Consider the following 23,462-nt stretch of genomic DNA (forward strand, 5'->3'; position numbering starts at 1 on the left):
CCCTCTGTTGTATGGCACCAAACCTACGGAATGATCAATGTCCGATCGAGCGGCGCGACATCCGACTTTAATTTGTTCACACTTTTCAGTTCGCTGACGCTGACACCATAACGCGCCGCAATGGATGACAGGGTATCACCGCGTACCACTTTGTGCCTGGTCGGCTTACTCGCTTTGGCTTTAGCCGGGGCTGCGGAACTGGCCCCGGCTGGCACCTTCAGACGCTGCCCCACCCAAACCCCATCTTTCTTCAGGCTGTTGAGTTTGCGCAGCGTGGCCATGCTGCTGCCATAGCTATCGGCAATGCCGGAAAGCGTTTCCGCCCGCTGCACCACGTGGATCTGGGTTTTCCCCGTGCTCACGCTGCGCGGGCTATCGGCCACCGGATCCGGCTGCTGCAAATCTTTTACTCTGGAGTTAACCGCCGCTGCGACCTGCAGAGGACGGTTTTCGACCTTTGGGTCGGCTTGTAGCGGATGCGCCAGGAAATAACTGCGCAGGCCGTTGTGGATCGCCTGTGCAATTTTCTCCTGATACGCGCTACTGCCCAGCAGTCGCTCCTCCGTGCTATTACTGATAAACCCGGTTTCCACCAGCAGCGATGGAATATCCGGCGAACGCAGCACTCCCAGGCTGGCGTGTTCCGGACGGCGTTTGTGCAGTGAACCGACGCGCTGTAACTGCTGCAAGACCTTCACCGCCACGTCGTAACCGACGCGTTGTGAATGACCAAACTGCAAATCCAGCACTGCCTGGCTCAGATAAGGATCGGCCTGGCTGTTGGCCAGCAGATCGCCCGCACCGCCCAGCAGTTCGGACTGTTTCTCGTGCTGTTCCAGCCAGCCGGCCATCTCACTGTTAGCGCGGCGGTTGGACAACACCCACACCGACGCCCCATTGGCGCTGCGGTTAGGCGCAGCATCCGCGTGAATAGAAACCAGCACGTTAGCGCCCTGTTTGCGCGCCACATCGGAACGCCCCATTACCGAAATAAAGTAGTCACCGTTACGCGTCATCACCGGTTTAAACATCGGATCGGCATCCAACAACGCCCGCAGACGATGCGCAATAGCGATGGTCACATTTTTCTCTTTCAGGCCGTTTGGCCCGATGGCACCAGGATCCTGCCCACCGTGCCCGGCATCAATCGCCACCACCACGCGATCGCCAGAACCGGCAGAAACCCGGCTGCTGCGTGGCGTCATTTCCGTCGCGGTGCCGGATACTGCCGCGGATTGGTTGTTAAACGGACTGGAACCGCTCGGTGCTACCGGCGTTTTACGTACCGGCTCACTGGCTACCGGCGCTTTACGCACGCTACTGATGTTCGGGTTACCTTCAGCGGTAATGGTGAACACCACGGTATAGGTACCGCCATTCTGGCGCGTTACCGCCCGGGTTTTCGCATGCTGGGTCAAATCAAACACCAACCGCACGCTTTGGGCATCTTTCGGCGTGCTGGAGCGAATGCTTTTCACCAGGTTATGGCCGCTGAAATTGAGCGGCAGGCCGCCCACTTTGCCGCTCTGGTTCACATCCAGAATCACGCGATCCGGCCCGCGCACGGTAGAAAATGCATAATCCGGCGGGCCAGTGAAGCTCACTGTAACCGTGGCTTCACGCTGGGCATTAGTGACGTTGATATTGGATAACGATGAAGCTGCCAGTGCGCCAAACGGCCCCAGCAGCGCGAGCAGGGCAATAACCGTGAGTCTTTTCAACACATGCATCATGAAAACGTCATCCCTGTTGCCCATCAATACGGTCTAAAAGCTGGGCACCATAGGCGGAAATCGCCTGAATCTGCGCCTGTCGGCCTGCATCATGGTAACTGAGATGCAGCTCCAGGTCGGGGTCGGGCAATACACCAGTCCCCTGTTGCGGCCATTCCACCAGGCAAATGGCATCCTGCGCAAAGTAGTCGCGAATACCCATAAATTCGAGTTCTTCCGGATCGGCTAAACGATACAGATCAAAGTGATATACCGCCAGCGGTTGCAGCCCATAAGGTTCAACCAGGGTATACGTCGGGCTTTTCACGTTGCCCTGATGGCCCAGAGCCTGCAGAAAACCGCGGCTGAAGGTGGTTTTACCCGCCCCCAAGTCACCGTAAAGATAAATAACGCTGGCACGATCGCACGCCTTAGCCAAAGCGGCACCCAGTGCGACAGTCGCTGCCTCATCCGGCAGAGGTAAAACGAGTTCTTTCATTCGATAATATCTATTTTGCCAACTCAGGATTAACGTAATGAGGGATCATCGGCAACAGATCGGTCGCCAGCAGTCCTCTTGTTCCTTGCTTTTCTGCCACAAGATCTGCAGCGGCACCGTGCACCACACAGCCTGCACAGGCAGCATCATACAGCGGAAGCTTTTGTGCCAGCAAACCACCTATAATCCCCGACAGCACATCTCCCATGCCGCCTGATGCCATACCGGCGTTACCGACGTCGGCGATCGCGACGTCACCCTGCTGATCGGCAATCAGCGTACCGGCCCCTTTCAGCAGCGCCACCCCACCGTATTGCGCCACCAGCTTGCGTACCGCAAGTAAGCGATCACTCTCAATATCAACCGTGCTGCAATTCAATAACCGTGCCGCTTCGCCAGGATGGGGGGTCAGCACACGATTCTGACGCTTCTCAGGATGTAATGCCAGTAAGTTCAGTGCGTCCGCGTCCCATAATGCCGGTTTATCACTGGTTTGCAGCAGCTTCAGCGCATTCTTGCCCCAGTCACCCTGCCCCAGCCCAGGGCCGATCACCACCACATCGGCCCATTCGAGCGCCTGTTGCAGCGCGTCGTCACTCAGGCGCTGCACCATCAGCTCCGGGCACGCGGTCAACAATGGGCCGACGTGTTCAACGTGAGTAAGCACTCGCACCAAACCAGCACCGCTTCGCAGTGCTGCCTCTGCCGCCATGCGGATGGCGCCACCAAAGCCGTAGTCACCGCCAATGACCAGCAAACGACCATGATCGCCTTTGTGAGAACATGGGCGACGCGGCTTCAGCCACTGCCCAAGATCTCTAGCGGTAATCCGCTTCATCTGCGCTGGTTGCTTTGCCAGCCAACCACTCAATCCTAACGAACTGTAATGAAGTTGCCCAACCCAGTCACGCGCTTGCCCGGTCAGAAGCCCCGGTTTGAGGGCAATAAACGTCAGAGTCTGTGCCGCGCGGATAACGGCCCCCGGTACGGCACCGCTTTCTGCTAGCAGGCCGGAAGGGATATCCAACGCAATCACCGGCGCACAGGCGCGATTGGCAGCTTCGATCAGCGCATCATACGGAGCGCGCGGCACAGCACCTAGCCCAGTACCGAGCAGGCCATCGATGATCAGATCGATATCCTGCGGCCAACGGCTGCTGGCTGGCAGAATATCACCGCCACTGTCCAGCCAGGCTTGCCGTGCGTTCGCTGCTTCTGGCGGTAATGGACGGGAGCCTTCACAGGCAATGAGTGTCACTTTAATGCCATCAGCCATCGCCAGACGGGCAACAACATAACCATCGCCGCCGTTGTTGCCATGGCCACACAGCACCAGCCAGTGGCGGCTGGCCGGATAGCTATCGCGCGCCAGTGCGTAAGCCGCAGAACCGGCACGCAACATCAATAGATAGAGGGAAATGCCAAGCGCGGCGGCCGCAACAGGTTCCGCCTGTCGGATCCAATCCGCAGACCAGACTGAATGTGGTAAACTGTCGGCGTATGGTTTCTCACTATGGCTCGTCATGACACATCCCCTCGATCTCGCTCAACTCGCCCAACATATCAAGCAATGGGGGCAATCGCTAGGATTCCAGCAGGTTGGCATCTGTGATACCGATCTGAGTGTGGAAGAACCCAAGTTGCAGGCGTGGCTGGACAAACAGTATCACGGTGAAATGGCCTGGATGGCGCGCCACGGCATGCTGCGCGCACGGCCGCATGAACTGTTGCCCGGCACGCTGCGCGTGATCAGCGTGCGGATGAACTATCTGCCCGCCAAAGCCGCCTTTGCCAGCACGCTGCAAAATGCGCAGCTCGGCTATGTCAGCCGTTACGCGCTGGGGCGTGATTATCACAAGCTGCTGCGCCAGCGGCTAAAAAAGCTTGGTGAACAGATACAGGCTTATTGTGGTGAACTGAATTTTCGGCCCTTCGTCGATTCGGCCCCGGTCATGGAACGTGCGTTGGCGGCCAAAGCCCGGATTGGCTGGGTTGGTAAACACTCACTGATACTCAATCGCGAAGCCGGCTCCTGGTTCTTTTTGGGGGAGTTGCTGATCGATTTACCGCTGCCGGTCGATCGGCCGCAGGAAGAACAGTGCGGCCGCTGCGTAGCCTGTATCACCACCTGCCCGACCGGCGCTATTGTTGCGCCCTATACCGTGGATGCCCGGCGCTGTATTTCCTACCTGACCATCGAACTGGAAGGCCCTATTCCAGAAGAATTCCGCTCCCTGATGGGCAACCGTATCTACGGCTGCGACGATTGCCAGCTTATCTGCCCATGGAATCGCTTTTCACAACTAACGGATGAAGATGATTTCAGCCCGCGCGCGGCGCTACATGCACCACAGTTGATCGATCTGTTCAGTTGGAACGAAGAAAAATTCCTGCGTATCACCGAAGGTTCCGCCATCCGGCGCATTGGCCACTTACGCTGGCTACGCAATATCGCCGTCGCCCTTGGCAACGCGCCTTATCAGGATCGGATCGTGATCGCATTGCGTGCCCGTCAGGGGGAAAACGCGATGTTAGATGAACATATCCACTGGGCGTTGCAGCAGCAGCTTGCTCGGCGTGAGGCCCAAGGGATTACCGTGCAAAGCCAGCAGAAAAAACGGTTGATTCGTGCGGTAGAAAAAGGATTGCCGAGAGATGCATAAAATCTATCATTCCGCCCCCTAGAGTCACCCTGTGGATTTGTGCATAAAAATAAAAACACCTTGTCTTTCAACCGCAACAAAAAGAGCAAGTGATCGGGATAACGTTTTATAAGAAATAAATAGTTAATATTATCAATTAGATAAATTTTTCATTAACGTAACGTTGATTTTTTGCACTGCGGGTATTTTGTACACAAATTGTGGATAACTCTGTTCACAACGTTGCATCTGAATTTGAATAACCGAAGAAGAACCGCGCCAGGAGCGGCGTAGAACTGGGTTTTATCTGGAGAGAAAATTGGAGCGGGAAACGAGACTCGAACTCGCGACCCCGACCTTGGCAAGGTCGTGCTCTACCAACTGAGCTATTCCCGCATTGAGATGCTTTTGCATCCGGCCAACCAACAACAGCATGGCCTTTGAAATTTTTGGAGCGGGAAACGAGACTCGAACTCGCGACCCCGACCTTGGCAAGGTCGTGCTCTACCAACTGAGCTATTCCCGCGTCGCATGGGTACTACTTCTTACTGCTTGTTATTCATCATGCCACATCGGCAGCATGGTTGAATTTGGAGCGGGAAACGAGACTCGAACTCGCGACCCCGACCTTGGCAAGGTCGTGCTCTACCAACTGAGCTATTCCCGCCCGGCGTATCGATGGCTGAACTGAACTAAATTCTTCATCGGTACGGGGTGCGCATTATACGAGAAATCCTTTTCGCCGCAAGCCCCTGGAAGCAAAAAAACGGGAATTTTGTTTGATTGCTGTTTTAAACGTCAAAGTGGCGAATTAAGCGCCAGCAAGGCGTTCAGAGGAGCTGTCCGCACTATAGCTGAATAAAATGCTCGCGGTAATACGCCAATTCCGCCACCGATTCACGGATATCGTCTAACGCCTGATGGGTTCCCTGCTTCTTGAAACCGGGTAGAATTTCCGGCTTCCAACGACGCGCCAGCTCTTTTAACGTGCTGACGTCCAGATAACGGTAATGGAAGTAAGCTTCCAACAGCGGCATATAGCGGAACAGGAAACGACGATCCTGGCCCACGCTGTTGCCACAGATTGGCGACTTGCCCGCAGGCACCCACTCCTGCAAAAACGCAATGGTGGCCAGCTCAGCGGCACGTTCGTCTAACTGGCTGGTCTTGACCCGTGCCACCAGCCCGCTGCCGGTATGGGTCCGCACGTTCCAATCATCCATCAGAGCCAGTTGCTCATCAGACTGATGCACGGCGATCACCGGCCCTTCGGCAAGGATATTCAGATTGGCATCGGTCACCAGCGTCGCGATTTCAATAATCCGGTCGCGCTCAGGATCCAGCCCGGTCATCTCCAGATCGATCCAAATCAGGTTATTTTCGTTTCCTGTCATGATATTTCCTGCTTAAAAGCCGAAAGATAAACCACACGCTGGCAAACCCACAGCCAATGGCGGCTAACAACGGTTATTTAATATAAAATAGTGTGTATCATAGCCTTTTTGCTCGTCCTGGGCGATAAAAGCCGATTCAAGTGAGGCACAGTGAGTAAGAACAAACTGTCCAAAGGTCAACAACGCCGCGTGCAGGCGAACCATCAGCGCCGTCTTAAGCGCACTGACAATAAACCAGAGTTGGACGATTCCCAACTGGGCGAACCACAAGATGGGATCGTCATCAGCCGTTTCGGTATGCATGCCGACGTTGAAGCAGCGGATGGCACCCTGCATCGCTGCAACATCCGCCGCACCCTGCGCTCGCTGGTGACAGGCGATCGCGTAGTATGGCGCCCTGGCGTAGGTGCTCATGAAGGCGTCAAAGGTATCGTTGAAGCGGTACACGAGCGGACTTCGGTGCTGAACCGCCCGGATTTCTACGACGGTGTGAAACCGATCGCCGCCAATATCGATCAGATCGTGATCGTATCGGCGATCTTACCTGAACTTTCACTCAATATGATCGATCGCTATCTGGTGGCCTGTGAAACGCTGGAAGTCGAGCCGTTAATCGTACTCAATAAGATCGATCTGCTGGACGCCGAAGCCCGCAAACGGGTTGACGGCATGATGGATATCTACCGGCGCGTTGGCTATCGCGTGCTGGAAGTCTCCAGCCAGACCCGCGAGGGAATGGCGGCCTTTGAGCAGGCACTGGCTGACCGTATCAGCATCTTTGCCGGGCAGTCCGGCGTAGGTAAATCCAGCCTGCTGAACGCGCTGTTACCCGCAACGGAAAAGCAAATTCTGGTAAATGAGGTTTCCGATGTCTCTGGCCTCGGGCAACATACCACCACCGCGGCACGGTTGTATCACTTCCAGCATGGTGGCGATGTTATCGATTCCCCTGGAGTGCGTGAATTTGGCCTGTGGCACCTTGAGCCGGAACAAATCACCCGTGCCTATGTCGAATTTCGTGACTACCTGGGCGGTTGCAAGTTCCGTGATTGCCGCCACGATACCGACCCTGGCTGCGCCATTCGCGCCGCGGTGGAGAGTGGTGCCATAGCGAGAGAACGTTTCGACAACTACCACCGCATTCTGGAAAGCATGGCGCAGGTAAAAACCCGCAAAAACTTCCCGGAAGCGGAAAGTTAAGCCCAAATATACCCATGGATTTCAGGTTGCAGCCCAAGGTGCTGCCGCTTGAAAGAACCAGGAAATCCCTATTCAAGAGGTTAAACGTGCTGGATAGCATCAAAATTAAACTACAGTATTGGCTGCCAAAATTGGCACTGACCCGTCTCGCGGGTTGGGGTGCCGAGAAACAGGCCGGTTGGTTGACCCGACTGGTGGTGAAGGCGTTCGCCCGCTATTACCGCGTGAATATGCAGGAAGCACAGAATCCGGATCTGGCCTCTTATGCCACCTTCAACGAATTCTTCGTGCGCCCGCTGCGTGAAGGTGCCCGCCCGATCGTCGCCGAACCGCAGGTGCTGGCTTTACCCGCCGATGGTGCCATCAGCCAGCTAGGCCCGATCCAGGACGACCTGATTTTCCAGGCCAAAGGCCATCATTACAGCCTGGAGGCGCTGCTGGCAGGCAATTACCTGCTGGCAGAACAATTCCGCAACGGCTTGTTTGCCACCACCTATCTGGCTCCTAGCGACTATCATCGCGTTCATATGCCGTGCGATGGCGTATTGCGCGAAATGATCTACGTTCCCGGCGATCTGTTCTCGGTAAACCCGCTCACCGCCGCAAACGTGCCAAACCTGTTTGCCCGTAATGAACGCGTGATTTGCCTGTTTGACAGCGCTATAGGCCCGATGGTGCAGATCCTGGTCGGTGCCACCATTGTTGGCAGCATCGAAACCGTCTGGGCTGGCACCGTCACGCCACCGCGCGAAGGCATTATCAAGCGCTGGACCTACCCGGCCGCAGGTCAGGAAGGTGCCATTGCGCTGGCAAAAGGCGAGGAAATGGGGCGTTTCAAACTCGGTTCCACGGTGATCAACCTGTTCACACCGGGCAGCGTGCAATTTGCCCCACAGTTGCACAATGGCACCGTGACCCGTATGGGTGCGGCCTTTGCTGAAGTTGCCGCCGCGTCAGACGCTGCCACACCGTAAATGTGAAGGAATTGACGCTGTGCGCCTGATTATCTCGTTATTGCTCAGTTTATTACTGATTCAACCGGCTCTGGCCGCCCCCATTCCCAACGAATCACAGCTCCGTCAGGAGCTGAAACAGGCTGAGAGCAACAAAAACGCCCCTCATCAGGCAGAAACGGTCGAGGCGCTGCAAAGCGCCCTGAACTGGCTGGCTGAGCGCAAGCAATCAAAGAATAATTCAGAACAGTATCAAAGGGTTATTGACGATTTTCCGAAAATGACCCAGGAACTGCGCCGTCAGTTGACCATTGAGGAAAGTAAAGTTCTGCCGAATGGCGACAATCTGTCAGCCAGCGAACTGGAACAACTGATTCTGCAAACCAGCAGCCAATTGCTGGAACAGGCGCGCCTGCTGCAACAGGAGCAGGAACGTTCACGCGAAATCAGTGATTCTCTCAGCCAGCTCCCCCAACAGCAGACCGAGGCCCGGCGCGCGCTGACAGAAATACAGCGCCGCCTGCAGGCACAAGGCAATAACCAGAACTCGCCATTGGCGCTAGCACAACTGACGTTGCTGCAGGCCGAGGCGGCAGCACGTAAAGCCAGGGTGGATGAGCTGGAACTGGCACAGCTTTCGGCCAACAACCGTCAGGAACTGGCGCGTATACGTGCCGAAGTATACAAGACACGCCACGAAAAGACGGATAGCCAGCTACAGGCACTACGCAACAATCTGAACAGCCAACGTCAGCGCGAAGCCGAACGGGCGTTGGAAAAAACCGAGCAGTTGGCAGAGCAGAACGGCGATCTGCCCAAGAGTATCAGCCAGCAATTGCAGATCAACCGCGAGCTGTCCAGCGCCCTGAACCAGCAGGCGCAACAGATGGATCTGATCTCCTCTCAGCAACGCTTGGCAGCCACACAAACGCTGCAAGTGCGTCAAGCACTCAGCACCATTATCGAACAGGCTCAATGGTTGGGCACCTCTTCCGCGCTGGGGGAAACCTTACGGGCACAGGTTGCTGCGCTGCCAGAAATGCCAAAACCGCAGCAACTGGACAGCGCCATGGCCGAGTTACGCGTGCAGCGCCTGCGTTTTGAAAGCCAGTTGGAAAAGCTGCCGCAACAGGCTAAAGAGCTTAAGCAGGACGACGGTTCCCCTCTGACCAGCGCCCAGCAGCGCATTGTCGACGCGCAGATACGCACCCAGCGCGAGCTGCTTAACTCGCTGCTTTCGGGCTGTGATACCCAAATCCTTGAACTCACCAAGCTGAAAGTCGCCAATACTCAGTTGGTCGATGCGCTGAACGAAATCCGCGATGCCGCCCACCGTTATCTGTTCTGGGTGCCAGACGTCAGCCCGATCACGTTGTCTTATCCGCTGGCCGTTGCACATGATCTGACCCGTCTGCTGTCGCTGGACACGCTGACGCAGCTCAGCGGGGCCTCGATGATGATGGTCACCAGCAAGGAAACCCTGGTGCCGATCTTCGGCGCGCTGCTGCTGGTGATTTTCAGCATCAGCTCACGCAAGCACTATCATGCGTTTCTGGCACGCGCCAGCAGCCGGGTTGGCAAGGTGACACAAGATGAGTTTACTTTGACACTGCGCACCGTATTCTGGTCGATCCTAGTGGCATTACCCTTACCGGTTCTGTGGGCCGCGTTAGGCTTCGGCCTGCAAAACGCCTGGCCTTATCCGGTGGCCGTGGCGATCGGCGATGGCGTTACCGCCACGCTGCCAGTGCTGTGGATCTGCATGATCAGCGCCGCCTTCGCCCATCCACAAGGGCTGTTTATCGTGCATTTCCGCTGGCCGGCACAGCAGGTTTACCGCGCCATGCGCTATTATAAGATGTCGATCTGGCTGATCGTGCCACTGATTATGGCGCTGATCACCTTCGATAACCTGAACGAACGCGAATTCTCCAATACCCTTGGCCGCCTGTGTTTCATCCTGCTGTGCCTGGCGCTGAGCCTGGTGACCAACAGCCTGAAACGCGCCGGGATCCCGCTGTATCTGGATAAAAACGGCTCAGGCGAGAACCTGGTTAACACCGCGCTCTGGGGCCTGCTGCTTTCGGCACCGCTGGTTGCCGCGCTGGCTTCCACCGTTGGTTACCTGACAACCTCGCAGAAACTGCTGGCCAGGCTGGAAACGTCAGTGGCTATCTGGTTCCTGTTATTGGTGGTGTACCACATTATCCGCCGCTGGATGCTGATTCAGCGGCGACGCATTGCCTTCGATCGCGCCAAACAGCGCCGGGCAGATATTCTGGCCCAGCGCGCCAAGGGCGAAGACGAAACATCGCCCCTCCCCAACAGCAATGAAGGATCGATGGAGGTGGATGATACCGAGATCGATCTTGATGTGATCAGCGCGCAGTCCCTGCGCTTGGTCCGTTCGATCCTGACGATGATCGCGCTGGTTTCGGTGATCTTCCTGTGGTCCGAGATCCATTCCGCTTTCGGTTTCCTGGAAAACATTACGCTGTGGGATGTCACTTCAACGGTCAACGGGGTCGATACCGCCCAGCCGATCACCATGGGGGCACTGCTGATCGCCATTCTGGTAGTGATTGTGACCATGCAACTGGTGCGTAACCTACCGGCGTTGCTGGAGCTGGCGATATTGCAGCACTTGGATCTGACACCGGGCACCGGCTATGCCATCACCACCATTACCAAGTATCTGTTGCTGCTGTTTGGGGCGATCCTCAGCTTCTCGTGGATCGGCATTGAATGGTCAAAACTGCAGTGGGTAGTGACCGCACTCAGCGTGGGTTTGGGCTTCGGGATGCAGGAGATATTCTCCAACTTTATCTCTGGCCTGATCATTCTGTTTGAAAAGCCGATCCGCATTGGCGATACCGTGACGATCCGCAACCTCACCGGCAGCGTTACCAAGATCAACACCCGCGCCACCACCATTTCGGATTGGGATCGCAAAGAGATCATCGTGCCTAACAAGGCATTTATTACCGAGCAATTTATCAACTGGTCGTTGTCAGACACCCTGACCCGTGTGGTGCTCACCGTACCGGCACCGGCAGAGGCCAACAGCGAAGAAGTGACCCAGATCCTGACCAACGCGGCCGAACGCTGCGCACTGGTGTTGGATACTCCGGCACCGGAAGTGTATCTGGTCGATCTGCAGCAAGGTATTCAGATCTTCGAGCTGCGAATTTACGCCGCTGAAATGGGCCACCGTATGCCGCTGCGCCATGAGATCCACCAGTTGATTCTGGCCGGCTACCGCGAGCATGGTATTACGCTGCCGTACCCACCGTTCCAGGTGCGTACCGAAACGCTGTCGCGCCTGAGCAATAACAGCCGCACACCACCTTCCACCGCGGCACCAAATCATCGCCGCGAATCAGGTGGATTATAAATGCAAAAGGGTTTGGCCAGTGCCAAACCCTTTTTTGTCTTGCGTAACGCTTAGGCCCGATCGACCGGGAAGGCGATCACTTCACTCAGGCGCTCTGCTCCCAACGCCAGCATCACCAGACGATCGACCCCCAGTGCCACCCCGGCACACTCGGGCATGCCGTGCTGCAACGCATCCAGCAGGTTATTGTCAATCGGCTGCTGCGGCAGACCGCGCGCTGCGCGCTTACGGTTATCTTGCTCAAAACGCTGGCGCTGTTCATTGCCGTCGGTCAATTCCCGGAAGCCGTTCGCCAGCTCAATGCCTTTAAAGTAAACCTCAAAGCGCTCTGCTACGCGGTGATCTTCCGTACTGATTTCAGCCAACGCCGCCTGCGACGCCGGGAAATGATACACAAACGCAGGCCTGTCGCGGCCAATGTGCGGCTCAACGCCGACGGTAAACAGCAGTTGCAACAGCGTGTCGCGATCTTCTTCAGTATCGGCAATATTGCTCAGATCGAGCTTGGCCGCTGCTTCACGCAGCTGCGGTTTTTCTGCAGAGAGTGGGTCGATATCCAAATGGCGCAAAAATGCCTGCTGGTAGGATAGGGTCTCGGCGCTATCGCAATCCAGCACCTGCTGCAATAGATCGTCCACCTCATTCATCAGGCGATACATGTCATAATGCAGCCGGTACCATTCCAGCATGGTAAATTCAGGATTGTGATGCCGCCCTGCTTCTTCATTACGGAAACTGCGCCCCAGTTGATAAATCGGGCCGCTACCGGCCGCCAGCAGGCGCTTCATGTGGTATTCCGGGCTGGTCATCATGTATAGCGTCAGGCCATCTGCGGCCCCAGGCCCGACGAAGCGCGTCTGGAACGGAACCAGGTGAATATCGGTCACCGTCGCCTGGCTCATTGCAGGCGTTTCCACCTCCAATACGCCACGATCGGCAAAGAAACGCCGGATCTCAGCCAAGATCGCCGCGCGTTTCAACAAATTGGCGATGGGTGCACTCGGTTGCCAGCTTGCCGTTTCGCTCATGATAATTACTCCGAAATCAAACAGGGGATGCAGTCTACTCGTATCCTGCTATGCAAACAAATTCTTCACCACCGCACTGCATCTTTTAAAATCATAAAAAACATAGTCACCATATAAACCACCGCTAATACGATGAATTAGAGTCAAAGGGCTGCCAACCCCTTATTTTTACAGGAATGCCTCTCGCCCAGCAGTTAAAAGACAAAACAATCGATCACATCAAATTTCTACTACTTAACTTTAGGTATAGTGATATCCCTACATTTGCCGGGAGTTATCTATCCTTAATGTTCAGCCAAACGGCATGCTCAACAAACGATCACCCAAGAGCTTTATAAATATTAAGTATAGATATTTTCATTTTGTCGTTTTAACAAGACTACTGGAGGAATGCAGTGCAAACCTTTAACGCCGACCTCGCCATTATTGGCGCTGGGGGAGCCGGTTTACGGGCAGCCATTGCTGCAGCGGAAGCCAATCCCCAACTCAAAATCGCGCTGATATCTAAAGTTTACCCGATGCGCAGCCATACGGTAGCCGCCGAAGGGGGCTCCGCCGCTGTCACCCAAGCTCACGACAGCTATGACTATCACTTCCAAGACACCGTTGCCGGGGGCGACTGGCTGTGCGAGCAGGACGTGGTCGATCACTTCGTTCACAGTTGCCCGCGTGAAATGACCCAGCTTGAGCAGTGGGGTTGCCCGTGGAGCCGCAAACCGGACGGTTCGGTCAACGTGCGTCGTTTCGGCGGCATGAAGATCGAACGCACCTGGTTTGCCGCCGATAAAACCGGTTTCCATATGCTGCACACTTTGTTCCAAACCTCGCTGAAGTATCCGCAAATTCAACGTTTTGACGAGCACTTCGTGTTGGACATCCTGGTGGACGACGGCCAGGCTCGTGGTCTGATCGCCATGAACATGATGGAAGGCACCCGCGTGCAGATCCGCGCTAATGCGGTGATCATGGCAACCGGCGGGGCTGGCCGCGTTTACCGTTATAACACCAATGGCGGTATTGTCACCGGCGATGGTATGGGTATGGCATTCCACCACGGTGTGCCACTGCGTGATATGGAGTTTGTGCAGTATCACCCCACCGGTCTGCCGGGCTCTGGCATCCTGATGACCGAAGGCTGCCGCGGTGAAGGCGGTATTCTGGTCAATAAAGACGGGTACCGTTATCTGCAGGATTACGGCATGGGCCCAGAAACCCCACTTGGCGAACCGAAGAACAAATATATGGAACTGGGCCCGCGTGACAAAGTGTCCCAGGCTTTCTGGCACGAATGGCGTGCTGGCCGTACGATCCCCACGCCGCGTGGTGACGTGGTGTATCTGGATCTGCGCCATCTGGGCGAGAAAAAACTGCTGGAACGCCTGCCGTTCATCTGCGAACTGGCAAAAGCCTACGTGGGCGTTGACCCGGTTAAAGATCCGATCCCGGTACGCCCAACCGCGCACTACACCATGGGTGGGATCGAGACCGATCAGAACTGCGAAACCCGCATTAAAGGGCTGTTCGCGGTGGGGGAATGTTCCTCCGTTGGCCTGCACGGTGCAAACCGCCTGGGCTCTAACTCGCTGGCAGAACTGGTGGTCTTTGGCCGCGTAGCCGGTGAACACGCCGCACGCCGTGCGCTGGAAAGTGGCCCGGCCAACGGCAGCGCGCTCGACGCACAGGGCCGTGACGTGGAAACCCGTCTCAGCAACCTGATGAAGCAGGAAGGCAACGAGAACTGGGCGAAGATCCGCGACGAAATGGGCCTGTCGATGGAAGAAGGCTGCGGTATCTACCGCACGCCGGAACTGATGCAGAAAACCATCGATAAGCTGGCAGAGCTGAAAGAGCGCTTCAAGCGCGTCAAAATCACCGATACCACCAACGTGTTCAACACCGATCTGCTCTATACCATTGAACTGGGTTACGGGTTGGACGTTGCTGAATGTATGGCGCACTCCGCCTTCAACCGTAAAGAATCGCGCGGGGCGCACCAACGCTTAGACGAAGGCTGCACCGAGCGTGACGATGTGAACTTCCTGAAACATACGCTGGCGTTCCACAACCCGCAGGGGGCGCCTCGCCTGGAGTATAGCGACGTGAAAATCACCAAGCTGCCACCGGCCAAACGTGTTTACGGTGCCGAAGCCGATGCACAGGAGAAAAAGGATAAGGAGCAGGCGAATGGCTGAGATGAAAAACCTGAAAATCGAAGTGATGCGCTACAACCCGGAACGCGACGCAGAGCCGCATTTCGAGACTTACAGCGTGCCTTACGATGAGCAGACTTCGCTGCTGGATGCCCTGGGTTATATCAAAGATAACCTGGCACCCGATCTGTCCTACCGCTGGTCATGCCGTATGGCCATTTGCGGTTCATGCGGCATGATGGTCAACAGCGTGCCGAAACTGGCCTGTAAAACCTTCCTGCGCGAATACACCGCCGGTATGAAGGTTGAAGCGCTGGGCAACTTCCCGATCGAACGCGATCTGGTGGTCGATATGACCCACTTTATCGAAAGCCTGGAAGCGATTAAGCCTTACATCATCGGCAACGATCGTAAGCCGGAAGACGGCCCGAACGTGCAGACCCCGGCGCAGATGGCGAAATACCATCAGTTCTCCGGCTGCATCAACTGTGGCCTGTGCTATGCCGCTTGCCCACAGTTCGGTCTCAACCCGGAATTTATCGGCCCGGCGGCGATCACGCTGGCACACCGTTACAACCTGGATAACCGCGATCACGGCAAGAAAGAACGCATGCCGCAGCTCAACGGCCAGAACGGTGTCTGGACCTGTACGTTTGTTGGCTACTGCTCTGAAGTCTGCCCGAAACACGTCGACCCGGCCGCTGCGATCCAGCAGGGCAAGGTAGAAAGTGCCAAAGACTTCATGATCGCAATGCTGAAACCGCAATAAGGGAGAGGAGACAGCAATGACAACACAACGTAAACCCTATGTGCGTACCATGACACCCACCTGGTGGCAGAAGCTCGGTTTTTACCGTTTCTACATGCTGCGTGAAGGTACATCGGTGCCTGCAACCTGGTTCAGCATCGTGCTGATCTACGGCGTTTTTGCGCTGAAAGGCGGCCCTGAAAGCTGGGCCGGTTTTGTCGGCTTCCTGCAAAACCCGCTGGTGCTGCTGATTAATATCATCACCCTGCTGGCCGCGGTGCTGCACACCAAAACCTGGTTCGATCTGGCGCCTAAAGCCGCCAATATCGTGGTAAACAGCGAAAAAATGGGGCCAGAGCCGATCGTTAAGGCACTGTGGGCCGTAACGATTGCCGTCACGGTGATCATTCTCGCCGTCGCCTTAATCTAACCCGGAGGAAACATGATAAATCAAGCACCTAAACGCTCTGATGAGCCGGTTTTCTGGGGATTATTTGGTGCCGGTGGCATGTGGGGGGCGATCGTTGCTCCCGCTATCGTGCTGCTGGTCGGTATTATGCTGCCCCTTGGCCTGTTCCCCGGTGACGCATTAGGCTATGAGCGCGTACTGGCATTCTGCCAAAGCTGGATCGGCCGTCTGTTCCTGCTGTTGATGATCATTCTGCCGCTGTGGTGCGGGCTACACCGTATCCACCATGCCATGCATGACCTGAAAATCCATGTGCCCGCCGGCAAATGGGTGTTCTACGGCCTGGCAGCGATCCTGAGCGTCGTGGCACTGATCGGCGTCGTCACCTTGTAAATCCCCCGGCGGCCAGCCTCCGTTGGCCGCCACCCCTTGCCATATGTTATAAACTGTTTATACCCGTCATACTTCAAGTTGCTTGGGTGTCGGCTGCATTACTCGGCCCATAATGGGCCTCGCCCCTTCGGGGCCGCTGCAAGCAGCGTTCAAATCTGCCAAGCAGATTTGTCACTCACCCCAGTCACTGACTTGAGTAAGCTCCTGGGGCTTATGAGCCTCAAAGAGGCTCACTCTACGGGCCAGTGCAAGCGCTGTTCAAATCAGTCTTTGACTGATTTGTCACTCCGTTGCCGCCTACAAGCAACTCGAATTATTTTGGGTATATCTTCTACTGATAAACAGGTGTTACTTATGCGTTTTTGGTCAAAACTGGGGGTGATGTTATCTGCCCTGATCTCCGTTGCCTGCAGCGTGACCCCACCAAAAGATCTCAAGGTGGTGGATAACTTTGACAGCCAGCGCTATCTCGGCACCTGGTATGAAATCGCCCGTCTGGATCACCGCTTTGAACGTGGCCTGGAGCAGGTGACGGCCAATTACAGCCCGCGCGCAGACGGCGGCCTGAAAGTGGTTAACCGGGGATTTAATGCACAGAAACAGCAGTGGCAGGAGAGCCAAGGGAAAGCCTATTTTATCGGCTCGCCGCAGGTTGCCTCGTTGAAGGTGTCGTTTTTCGGCCCGTTCTATGGTGGCTATAACGTGATCGATCTGGATCCTGAATACCGCTACGCGCTGGTTGCCGGCCCGAACCGCGACTATCTGTGGATCCTGTCACGCACGCCAACGATCGACGCCGCCACGCGCGACAGGTTAGTGCAGGTCGCCAAAGGCTATGGTTTTGATACCACAGCCCTGGTGTGGGTGAAACAGCCAACCGCTCAGTGACTGCTGAATTTCAGCCCTAAAATACCGGCGACGATCAAACATAAGCTGAGAATGCGCATGATATTGGTCGATTCGCCGAGTAGCACCATGCCCATTACCGCTGCCCCAACCGCACCGATCCCGGTCCACACCGCATAAGCGGTGCCAGCGGGCAGCGTTTTCATCGCATTAGCCAGCAAGATCATACTGACCACCATAGCAGCAACCGTAATGATGCTCGGAGTCAGACGGGTAAAACCATGGGTATATTTCAGGCCAATCGCCCACACGACCTCAAGCAGGCCAGCAAAAATCAAAATGATCCACGCCATGAACAGGCTCCAGAACTGATGGGGTCGTCCCCAGACAACAAGATGCGCAGATGGGTCGTCCCGCCTGGCTGGGTGAAGATAGAGATAATAACTAACGTTGCGCCGAAAGGCGACAATCGCTCTATAGGGCTGAAGGGTAAACCGGTAAGAAAGAAGAAAATCAGAGGAGCCACGCAAACCGTGGCTCCTCTAAACAGAAATTATTTTACGCGAGAAACGTATTCGCCAGAGCGGGTGTCAACTTTGATCACTTCGCCGATCTGCACGAACAATGGCACTTTCACTACTGCGCCGGTGCTCAGGGTCGCTGGCTTGCCGCCGGTACCTGCGGTATCACCTTTCAGACCTGGATCGGTGTCAGTCACCTCTGCTTCGATGAAGTTTGGCGGCTGCACGGCGATCGGGCGGCCATCCCACAGGGTAACGATACATTCCGCATTATCCTGCAGCCATTTTGCTACGTCGGACACGGTTTTCTCTTCAACCTGATGCTGTTCAAACGTCTCAGGGTGCATGAAGTGGAAGAACTCACCGTCGTTGTACAGATAGTTCATGTTAGTATCTACAACGTCTGCACCTTCACAGGAATCCGTAGATTTAAAGGTCTTCTCAACGCGAGTACCGGTCAGCAGACGACGCATTTTCACGCGTGCGAAAGCCTGGCCTTTGCCCGGTTTTACGAACTCACTGGCTTCGACAGCGTAAGGTTCGCCCTCGAACATGATTTTAAGACCCGGACGGAAATCGTTGCTAGAATAAGTCGCCATAATGGCCCTCTGAATATTTAAATTGGTAGCTTAGCCAAAAAATGGCACACATTGTAACCCAAAACGCGGCGGATAGAGAAGATTGGTTGCATCAACTCGCCGATGTTATTACCGATCCCGATGAACTACTGCATCTTTTATCGCTGAATACCCACCCGGAACTGCCGCAGGGGCGCGATGCCCGCCGTCTGTTTGCCCTGCGCGTGCCGCGCGCCTTTGCTGCGCGCATGCAGCCCGGCGATGCCAATGACCCACTGTTGCGCCAAGTGCTGACCGCCCGCGAAGAGTTTATCACGGCCCCCGGCTTCACCACCGATCCGCTGGATGAACAGCGCAGCGTGGTGCCGGGCCTGTTGCATAAATACCGCAACCGCGCCCTGCTGCTGGTGAAAGGCGGCTGTGCGGTCAATTGCCGCTACTGTTTCCGCCGCCATTTCCCGTATCAGGATAACCAGGGAAACAAGGCAAACTGGCGCCTAGCGCTGGAGTATATCCGCCAGCACCCGGAGCTGGATGAAATCATTTTCTCCGGTGGCGATCCGCTGATGGCCAAAGATCACGAACTTGCCTGGCTGATCGGGGAACTGGAAAGCATCCCGCACCTGAAACGCCTGCGGATTCATACGCGCTTGCCGGTGGTAATCCCTGCCCGTATTACCGCCGAGCTCTGCCAACGGCTGTCGGCATCGCGCCTACAGGTGCTGATGGTGACGCATATCAACCATGCCAACGAAATCGACCAGGAACTGCGTGAAAGTATGGCACAGCTTCGCAGCGCAGGCGTTACCCTGCTGAATCAGAGCGTGCTGCTGCGCGGCATCAACGACTGTGCCGACACGCTGGCCGCACTGAGTAACGCGCTATTTGATGCCGGGATCCTGCCCTACTACCTACACGTCTTGGACAAAGTCCAGGGAGCTGCTCACTTTATGGTTAGCGATGATGAAGCGCGCATGATTATGAAAGGCCTGTTGAGCAAGGTTTCTGGCTATCTGGTGCCACGCCTGGCGCGTGAAGTGGGCGGTGAGCCCAGCAAAACCCCGTTAGATCTGCGCCTGACGCAAGAGTGATCGCTTAGAGGAATGCCTGGGCATTCCTCTCGATTATGCACGACGCCGAGTGCGCATCATGGACACTTATAAACCTGGCCGACCATTTTGCTGTCGAGCGGCGCAAAACTTGAGAGCAGGTTCTGGCTTGGGCTGCTCGCCCCATAAATCACGTTACCCCCCATGGCCGCCGCTTTGTTGCGCAGATCGTTAGCGGCACCGCGCATTGAGCTGCCTTCACCGCCGGAACCCGACAGCCAGTTACTCTGCGAACCGGTCACTTCGCCCATCAACTGGCATTCGGCAGCCGGTTTGGTGTCGGTGAATTTGATTTGCTGACCTGCGGCGGTCAGTTCATTAGAGCTGCTGCAACCTGCCAGCAGCAATGCTGCTGATAGACCCAGTAAGGCTTTAATCCGCATTTTGTTCCCCATATGATGTTGAGAATTAAGCAAAAGCTGATCGGTAAGGGTAAATATACCCGACGGTGGGTATCGTTTTTAAGCATCCGTTGCCACTGATGCCTGTTCAGCCCCCTAAGCAACGACCAATAAGCCCTCAGTTTACACGCTAAATCAGCCCGGTCTGCAAAAATATCATCCAATACGGTGCGGCAGCGCTCGCAAAATCAAAACCCGCATTCAACCGCAGGCCTCAGACAACCTCACACCCATTCAGCCGCCGTCGTCGCCACCTGCTCCATCTGGGTGATCCTCTCCACTAACATCGATCGCAAAAAGAAACCGTCCTTTCATCGGTATGGTTAATATCGGTCTGGCTGAGCAAGTGTTTATGCCGAACAGAAAATAAACTCATCCTGATTGGCTAAATGAGGGAATTAGAGAGATAAAAAAACCCCGGCCATCTCTGACCGGGGTTTTCAACACACAAAAGAGTGGGGGAGGATTACATCATGCCGCCCATGCCACCCATGCCGCCCATACCTGCAGCGCCCATGTCAGCCTTATCTTCTTTCGGCAGATCGGTCACCATGCACTCGGTGGTGATCATCAGGCCAGCCACAGATGCCGCGTACTGCAGCGCAGAACGGGTCACTTTGGTTGGATCCAGGATACCCATCGCGATCATGTCGCCGTATTCTTCAGTGTAGGCGTTGTAGCCGTAGCTGCCTTCGCCCGCTTTCACGTTGTTGGCGATTACAGAAGCTTCTTCACCGGCGTTGATCACGATCTGGCGCAGTGGGGCTTCCATTGCACGCAGGGCCACTTTGATCCCCACGTTCTGGTCTTCGTTGTCGCCTTTCAGGTTAGCGATTTTACCCGCTACGCGGATCAGCGCTACGCCACCACCGGCAACCACGCCTTCTTCAACCGCAGCACGGGTCGCGTGCAGGGCATCTTCAACGCGGGCTTTCTTCTCTTTCATTTCAACTTCAGTGGCTGCGCCAACTTTAATAACGGCAACGCCGCCAGCCAGTTTAGCAACACGCTCCTGCAGTTTTTCACGATCATAGTCAGAAGTCGCTTCTTCGATCTGCTGACGGATCTGAGTCACGCGGCCCTGAATGGTCTTCTCGTCACCCACGCCATCGATGATGATGGTGGTGTCTTTGTTGATCACAACGCGTTTTGCCTGGCCCAGATCTTCCAGAGTGGCTTTTTCCAGCTCCAGACCGATTTCTTCAGAGATCACGGTACCGGCAGTCAGGGTAGCGATATCCTGCAGCATGGCTTTACGACGGTCGCCGAAGCCAGGTGCCTTAACCGCCGCCACTTTCACGATGCCACGCATGGTGTTGACCACCAGAGTTGCCAGCGCTTCGCCTTCAACGTCTTCAGCGATGATCAGCAATGGTTTACCGGCTTTAGCAACGGCTTCCAGCACGGGCAGCATTTCACGGATGTTGGAAACTTTTTTGTCAGCCAGCAGGATGAACGGGCTTTCCAGTTCGATAGAACCGGTTTCTGGCTTGTTGATGAAGTAAGGAGACAGGTAGCCACGGTCAAATTGCATACCTTCAACCACGTCCAGCTCGTCTTGCAGGCCAGTGCCTTCTTCAACGGTGATCACGCCTTCTTTGCCCACTTTTTCCATGGCTTCTGCAATCAGTTTACCCACGGTGTCGTCGGAGTTTGCAGAGATGGTGCCTACCTGAGCAATGGCTTTGGAATCAGAGCAAGGTACGGACAGTTTTTTCAGTTCTTCAACCGCAGCGATAACGGCTTTATCGATACCGCGCTTCAGATCCATCGGGTTCATGCCAGCAGCGACGGCTTTCAGGCCTTCGGTGATGATGGATTGAGCCAGTACGGTGGCAGTAGTGGTGCCGTCGCCCGCAGCATCGTTCGCTTTAGAGGCAACTTCTTTCACCATTTGTGCGCCCATGTTCTCGAATTTGTCTTCCAGTTCGATTTCACGAGCAACGGATACGCCATCTTTAGTGATGGAAGGCGCGCCGAAGGATTTATCCAGCACTACGTTGCGGCCTTTCGGGCCCAGGGTCACTTTTACTGCATCAGCAAGAATATTCACACCGCGGAGCATCTTCACGCGAGCATCATTGCCAAATTTTACGTCTTTAGCTGCCATTGGTATTTCCCTTCAACTCGTTCAGTTCAGAAAGATATAAAGCGTTATTTCGCTTCCACAATTGCCAGAATGTCGCTTTCGGACATGATCAACACTTCTTCATTGTCGATCTTCTCTGCTTTCACGCCGTAACCGTCGTTGAAAATTACGATATCACCTACTTTCACATCCAGCGGCTGAATGCTGCCACTTTCCAGAACACGTCCTTTACCTACTGCTACAACTTCACCACGAGTGGATTTACCCGCTGCAGAGCCAGTCAGAACGATGCCGCCAGCAGATTTTGATTCAACTTCTTTGCGCTTGACGATAACGCGGTCATGCAATGGACGAATACTCATTGAACGCTCTCCTGTAAGAAGGTCTCTATCAGATTTAGGGTTGTTCACCGGTTATCATACCGGCCTCGTGGGATTTGAAATGGGGGCGTTCCATCCCTCTTCAAGGGGCAAGATCAAAAAAATTTTTGTTTTGATGGCAGAGATTGCTGGCGCTGCTAGCAAAAACGCGGCCAAGATGGCCGCGCTTAGGGAATTCACTTAGCGATCGTCAGGTTTGTTACGATCGTCCGGTTGGTGATCCAGCGTGTAGCGCTCATCGTCTTTACGCTGGAACTCACCATCGAAGGTGTTGCCATTGGCGGCACCGCCGCCCTGGCTCCACCTTGCGGAACGATAGACAGAAAGATGCGGCATCAGCTTCAACGTCAGGGATTTCTGCACTGGCGGCAGCAACAGCAGCAAACCGAGGAAATCGGTGAAAAAACCCGGCACCAGCAGCAAAAATCCGGCCAGCACCAGAGAAACGCTTTTCACCATCTCTGCCGCCGGGCTTTCACCTGCTGCCAGCTTTTGCTGCATCTGGATGAAGGTTTTCATTCCCTGATTACGCACCAGAGAAACCCCTACGCAAGAGGTAAACACCACCAGCAGCAGGGTGACGGCCACGCCAAGCACAGCTGCCACTTTGATAAATAACGATATCTCTATGTAGGCAAACAGAAATATCAACAGTAACGGTAACAAGCGCACCGGGTTCTCCTATCAGTAGAGTCGGCATACCCACCCGGTGGTGCATACGCGCAGTAATGGAGCCTGCAACAGGCTAACCCTTCTAGAATGGGGCCTGCCGCGCGTTATTTCAACCAGCCAGATTTTTTTTACTAAAGTTATTAAGCGTGAAACAGATCACAGAACGCAAAAGCTCTGGTTTTCTGAAACACCAGATAGTGATCTGCGTTCATTCATTTATTACCAAGCAGCATATGATCTGGGTTGTAACAATCGATGCGGTCAATACTTCCGCACTTGAAGCTCTCGGCAACATAATTTCGTTAACAAGCAAATAATTAATTCGGCAGCAACATAGAGAAGGT

At 55.1% G+C, this 23,462-nt stretch carries 21 protein-coding genes and 3 tRNA genes; 10 read left to right on the top strand and 14 right to left on the bottom strand.

Going from position 1 to position 23,462, the window contains the following annotated elements; translation table 11 throughout:
- Positions 1-23: 23 nt before the first annotated feature.
- From amiB to nnr, 3 genes are read right to left on the bottom strand one after another with little or no spacing between them, the layout of a single operon-like run.
- Complete coding sequence (amiB, locus tag BMI79_RS15700; RefSeq protein WP_076943064.1) at positions 24-1,733, bottom strand: N-acetylmuramoyl-L-alanine amidase AmiB; 1,710 nt, start codon at positions 1,731-1,733, stop codon at positions 24-26.
- Positions 1,734-1,740: 7 nt separating this feature from the next.
- Positions 1,741-2,211 (bottom strand): tRNA (adenosine(37)-N6)-threonylcarbamoyltransferase complex ATPase subunit type 1 TsaE, encoded by a 471-nt coding sequence (gene tsaE / locus BMI79_RS15705; protein ID WP_076943065.1) that lies wholly within the window; start codon positions 2,209-2,211, stop codon positions 1,741-1,743.
- 10 nt (positions 2,212-2,221) lie between these two features.
- Positions 2,222-3,736 carry a bifunctional ADP-dependent NAD(P)H-hydrate dehydratase/NAD(P)H-hydrate epimerase gene (gene nnr / locus BMI79_RS15710; protein ID WP_076943066.1) on the bottom strand — a complete coding sequence of 505 codons (1,515 nt, stop codon included), beginning with the start codon at positions 3,734-3,736 and terminating at the stop codon, positions 2,222-2,224.
- Here nnr and queG point away from each other — a divergent pair.
- Positions 3,735-4,874, top strand: a complete 1,140-nt coding sequence (gene queG, locus BMI79_RS15715; protein ID WP_076943067.1) for a tRNA epoxyqueuosine(34) reductase QueG — start codon at positions 3,735-3,737, stop codon at positions 4,872-4,874. The genes nnr and queG overlap by 2 nt on opposite strands.
- Positions 4,875-5,173: 299 nt before the next feature.
- On the opposite strand, the gene BMI79_RS15720 is transcribed toward queG, so the two are convergent.
- From BMI79_RS15720 to orn, 4 genes are all read right to left on the bottom strand, one after another.
- A tRNA-Gly gene (locus tag BMI79_RS15720) sits at positions 5,174-5,249 on the bottom strand.
- Positions 5,250-5,303: 54 nt separating this feature from the next.
- Positions 5,304-5,379, bottom strand: a tRNA-Gly gene (locus BMI79_RS15725).
- A 65-nt stretch (positions 5,380-5,444) separates the two neighbouring features.
- Positions 5,445-5,520 (bottom strand) — tRNA-Gly (locus BMI79_RS15730).
- 181 nt (positions 5,521-5,701) lie between these two features.
- Positions 5,702-6,247 carry an oligoribonuclease gene (gene orn / locus BMI79_RS15735; protein ID WP_076943068.1) on the bottom strand — a complete coding sequence of 182 codons (546 nt, stop codon included), beginning with the start codon at positions 6,245-6,247 and terminating at the stop codon, positions 5,702-5,704.
- A gap of 150 nt (positions 6,248-6,397) precedes the next feature.
- On the opposite strand from orn, the gene rsgA reads away from it, so the two are divergent.
- From rsgA to mscM, 3 genes are all read left to right on the top strand, one after another.
- Positions 6,398-7,447, top strand: coding sequence for a small ribosomal subunit biogenesis GTPase RsgA (gene rsgA / locus BMI79_RS15740; RefSeq protein WP_076943069.1), 1,050 nt, complete (start codon positions 6,398-6,400; stop codon positions 7,445-7,447).
- Positions 7,448-7,533: 86 nt separating this feature from the next.
- Positions 7,534-8,421 (top strand): archaetidylserine decarboxylase, encoded by an 888-nt coding sequence (gene asd / locus BMI79_RS15745; protein ID WP_076943070.1) that lies wholly within the window; start codon positions 7,534-7,536, stop codon positions 8,419-8,421.
- Positions 8,422-8,440: 19 nt separating this feature from the next.
- On the top strand, positions 8,441-11,794 hold the full coding sequence (gene mscM, locus BMI79_RS15750) for a miniconductance mechanosensitive channel MscM (protein ID WP_076943071.1): 3,354 nt from the start codon (positions 8,441-8,443) through the stop codon (positions 11,792-11,794).
- A 50-nt stretch (positions 11,795-11,844) separates the two neighbouring features.
- Here mscM and epmA read toward each other — a convergent pair whose 3' ends face one another.
- Positions 11,845-12,822: an elongation factor P--(R)-beta-lysine ligase gene (epmA, locus tag BMI79_RS15755; RefSeq protein WP_076943072.1), complete on the bottom strand. Its 978-nt coding sequence runs from the start codon at positions 12,820-12,822 to the stop codon at positions 11,845-11,847.
- Positions 12,823-13,217: 395 nt separating this feature from the next.
- Between epmA and frdA the strand changes: the two genes are divergently transcribed.
- The 5 genes from frdA to blc all read left to right on the top strand — a co-directional run bounded on the left by frdA (position 13,218) and on the right by blc (position 17,410).
- Complete coding sequence (gene frdA / locus BMI79_RS15760; RefSeq protein ID WP_076943073.1) at positions 13,218-15,014, top strand: fumarate reductase (quinol) flavoprotein subunit; 1,797 nt, start codon at positions 13,218-13,220, stop codon at positions 15,012-15,014.
- Complete coding sequence (locus tag BMI79_RS15765; protein WP_076943074.1) at positions 15,007-15,741, top strand: succinate dehydrogenase/fumarate reductase iron-sulfur subunit; 735 nt, start codon at positions 15,007-15,009, stop codon at positions 15,739-15,741. The genes frdA and BMI79_RS15765 overlap by 8 nt, the downstream gene beginning before the upstream one ends.
- A gap of 16 nt (positions 15,742-15,757) precedes the next feature.
- Complete coding sequence (frdC, locus tag BMI79_RS15770) at positions 15,758-16,150, top strand: fumarate reductase subunit FrdC (protein ID WP_076943075.1); 393 nt, start codon at positions 15,758-15,760, stop codon at positions 16,148-16,150.
- 12 nt (positions 16,151-16,162) lie between these two features.
- Positions 16,163-16,522, top strand: coding sequence for a fumarate reductase subunit FrdD (gene frdD / locus BMI79_RS15775; protein WP_076943076.1), 360 nt, complete (start codon positions 16,163-16,165; stop codon positions 16,520-16,522).
- A 354-nt stretch (positions 16,523-16,876) separates the two neighbouring features.
- The gene (gene blc, locus BMI79_RS15780; RefSeq protein ID WP_076943077.1) at positions 16,877-17,410 is read left to right on the top strand and encodes an outer membrane lipoprotein Blc; all 534 of its coding nucleotides are present in this window, start codon (positions 16,877-16,879) and stop codon (positions 17,408-17,410) included.
- Here blc and sugE read toward each other — a convergent pair.
- Together sugE and efp are read right to left on the bottom strand one after the other, a co-directional pair.
- Positions 17,404-17,721 (bottom strand): quaternary ammonium compound efflux SMR transporter SugE, encoded by a 318-nt coding sequence (sugE, locus tag BMI79_RS15785; RefSeq protein ID WP_076943078.1) that lies wholly within the window; start codon positions 17,719-17,721, stop codon positions 17,404-17,406. The two genes, blc and sugE, sit on opposite strands and share 7 nt — an antisense overlap.
- Positions 17,722-17,921: 200 nt before the next feature.
- A complete protein-coding gene (efp, locus tag BMI79_RS15790) occupies positions 17,922-18,488 on the bottom strand; it encodes an elongation factor P (RefSeq protein WP_076943079.1) in 567 nt (188 codons plus the stop codon).
- Between the two features lie 41 nt (positions 18,489-18,529).
- Between efp and epmB the strand changes: the two genes are divergently transcribed.
- Complete coding sequence (gene epmB / locus BMI79_RS15795) at positions 18,530-19,558, top strand: EF-P beta-lysylation protein EpmB (RefSeq protein ID WP_076943080.1); 1,029 nt, start codon at positions 18,530-18,532, stop codon at positions 19,556-19,558.
- Between the two features lie 56 nt (positions 19,559-19,614).
- On the opposite strand, the gene BMI79_RS15800 is transcribed toward epmB, so the two are convergent.
- The 4 genes from BMI79_RS15800 to BMI79_RS15815 form a co-directional block, all read right to left on the bottom strand.
- Positions 19,615-19,959 (bottom strand): DUF4156 domain-containing protein, encoded by a 345-nt coding sequence (locus tag BMI79_RS15800; protein ID WP_083704454.1) that lies wholly within the window; start codon positions 19,957-19,959, stop codon positions 19,615-19,617.
- 484 nt (positions 19,960-20,443) lie between these two features.
- On the bottom strand, positions 20,444-22,087 hold the full coding sequence (gene groL / locus BMI79_RS15805; protein WP_076943082.1) for a chaperonin GroEL: 1,644 nt from the start codon (positions 22,085-22,087) through the stop codon (positions 20,444-20,446).
- Between the two features lie 44 nt (positions 22,088-22,131).
- Positions 22,132-22,428 carry a co-chaperone GroES gene (locus BMI79_RS15810; RefSeq protein ID WP_076943083.1) on the bottom strand — a complete coding sequence of 99 codons (297 nt, stop codon included), beginning with the start codon at positions 22,426-22,428 and terminating at the stop codon, positions 22,132-22,134.
- Between the two features lie 198 nt (positions 22,429-22,626).
- Positions 22,627-23,118, bottom strand: a complete 492-nt coding sequence (locus BMI79_RS15815) for an FxsA family protein (RefSeq protein WP_076943084.1) — start codon at positions 23,116-23,118, stop codon at positions 22,627-22,629.
- Positions 23,119-23,462: the final 344 nt, after the last annotated feature.

Origin of the sequence: Serratia oryzae, from assembly GCF_001976145.1 — a bacterium.
Taxonomy (GTDB): domain Bacteria; phylum Pseudomonadota; class Gammaproteobacteria; order Enterobacterales; family Enterobacteriaceae; genus Chania; species Chania oryzae.